Annotated in this window: 2 protein-coding genes; both read right to left on the bottom strand. The window is 65.0% G+C overall.

Annotated elements, in window-relative coordinates; translation table 11 throughout:
• Window positions 1–47 precede the first annotated feature (47 nt).
• The gene (locus ACE039_RS02620) at window positions 48–857 is read right to left on the bottom strand and encodes an RsiV family protein (RefSeq protein WP_105559644.1); all 810 of its coding nucleotides are present in this window, start codon (window positions 855–857) and stop codon (window positions 48–50) included.
• 42 nt (window positions 858–899) lie between these two features.
• Window positions 900–1,427 (bottom strand): lipoate--protein ligase family protein (locus tag ACE039_RS02615; protein ID WP_485821616.1); only part of this gene is annotated, 528 nt, incomplete at its 5' end.

The following is a 1,427-nucleotide window of genomic DNA, read 5'->3' as shown; positions in this document are numbered from 1 at the left end:
CAACAAGCCAGATGCTTGTTGCCGGCGTTCGCTTATCCAGGGGGGCGCTACGACTTCGGCAACAGCTCCGGTTTCAAGATGCCGCGCAGATCCGCGTATGGGATCGCCAGTTCCGGCTCGCCGTGCGAGTAGGGCGCGATCGAATAGGCGTCGTACTTCACGACGATGCCATCGCGCGTCAGCGCGAAGTTGTCGCTTTCCTGGAAGGGCCACATCTTGTTGTAGGCCGCCGGGTCGCGCTTGGCGTCCGGATTGCCCGCCAGCCATTTGGCGTGGGCGCGCTGCAGCGCCGCGACGTATTCCGCGCGGCGGCCCGGAATCAGCGCTTCGTCCAGGCTCATGACGCGGTCGCGGCTGCGTTCCCAGTTCAGGTACTGGGTGGCCGGGATGCCGTGGGCGGCGCCCGTCAGGAACTGCTCGGTGTGCAGTTCAATCGACACGATGTCGCCAACGGTGTCTTTGACGCTGGCCTTGAAGTAGGTGGCGTCGCGCGGCCGTGCGGTGGACCAGAAATACTGCGTGTATTCCGACAGGGTGTTGTAGGGGCCGCGGCGGTTGGCATCCGTGCCGGTCATGTAGGCCAGCACGTGGTCCACCAGCGCCGTCAATTTCGGGATGCCAGGAAAGGCGACGCTGTCGATTTCGATATGCGGGCAGTCGCCTTCGCAACCGGGCTTGTTCGAGGCCCATTTGATGCGTTCCGTGGACAGGTCGCCCACTTTCTCCGGCGTGGAAGACGCGGGGCTGGCCAACGTGATGTTAGCCGGGGGCGCGCTGCCGCAGCCGGCAAGCGCCAGCAGGGCCGCGCCCAGGATCAGACCGCTTATCGCGCCTGGCGGCGTGAAGGTGCGACGCATTGAATTACCTCCAGGAAATCAAGGCTTGATGGCAACAGGCCCTCAGGGCACCACGCCGGTCCATTCGGACGTGGAGAATTTCTCGCCGGCCTGTTGCTGGGCGCGCGCCAGCGTGTCGCTGCCGATCTGCCCGGGGGTCAGACGGTGCAGGCTGGCAAAAGTTTCCACCATGCGGTCGATGATGACCTCGCGCGCCAGACCGGTCTGGGTGCGCAGCGGGTCCACGCGCTTCTTGGCGCTGGTGGTGCCCTTGTCCGATAGTTTTTCGCGGCCAATCCGCAAGACCTCGACCATTTTATCGGCGTCGATGTCGTAGGACATGGTCACGTGGTGCAGCACGGCACCGGCGCGGCGGGCTTGCGCTGCCCCGCCGATCTTGCCGATATCGGAGGCGATGTCGTTCAGCGGCTGGTACCACGCCTTGATGCCCAGGCCTTGCAGCGCGGTCAGCACCCAGGCGTCCAGGAAAGCGTAGGATTCCTGGAAGCTCATGCCGTGCACCAGCGCTTGCGGGGCGCTGAGCGAATAGGTGATGGAGTTGCCGGGCTCGATGAACATCGCGCCGCGGCC

Source organism: Achromobacter maghribensis (genome assembly GCF_057334215.1).
The sequence above is the reverse complement of the archived record's forward strand: the minus strand, read 5'-3'. Positions and strand labels throughout refer to the sequence as shown.

Coding starts and splice junctions, on each gene's coding strand:
- ACE039_RS02620 (WP_105559644.1), bottom strand. CDS start 857: ATGCGTCGCACCTTCACGCCGCCAGGCGCGATAAGCGGTCTGATCCTG.